The following is a 602-nucleotide window of genomic DNA, read 5'->3' on the forward strand; positions in this document are numbered from 1 at the left end:
TTGTTGCCAACTGAGGTTTTTGTAATTACAAAATATCGTTTCATTGTCGGGAGATTTTAGCGTTATTTCTTTTTCTCTACCTCGGCAAGCAGATACACACGTACATTGTAGCTTTCATTAACAGCCAGGTTCTCGCTGTCGTCTTTGTAAATGACACGCACAGGGCTGTTCTTGGCTTTTTCATCCACAGGGAAAGCCACATCCTTTATACTCATGTCATCGTTGTGGTGAAGCAATGCCACTTCGGTATCATCGGGGATTATCTCTGTATCATCAATCCAAACCCGAAGTGTGGCACCGGGTAATGCCTGTTGGTTGGATAGGCGTAAGAAAATGCCTTTGATACGGTCATGTTCCGTTTTGGTATTGCCGTTAAACTCAAAAGTCTGACCTTTTTTGACCTCGAATTTCACGACCTGTAATTTGCGTATGTTATTGTCTTGTACTTCCATTTTTGAAAAGATTAAGAAGAAAAAAGGGGCGGTTAACAACCGCTGACCGCCCCCAAACGATTATGACATATCAAGCTCTTATGCTTTCTCTGTGATAGTTCCCAATAGCGTTACCTTAACGGCAGGGTGGTAAATCTTATCACCTGATAC

Annotated in this window: 1 protein-coding gene; it reads right to left on the reverse strand. The window is 42.2% G+C overall.

The genetic code is table 11. The features are described from left to right. Positions 1–62 precede the first annotated feature (62 nt). A complete protein-coding gene (locus KEM10_RS24025; RefSeq protein WP_212220843.1) occupies positions 63–452 on the reverse strand; it encodes a hypothetical protein in 390 nt (129 codons plus the stop codon). Positions 453–602: the final 150 nt, after the last annotated feature.

The sequence above is a fragment of the Carboxylicivirga linearis genome, assembly GCF_018271995.1.
GTDB classification, from domain to species: Bacteria; Bacteroidota; Bacteroidia; order Bacteroidales; family Marinilabiliaceae; genus Carboxylicivirga; species Carboxylicivirga linearis.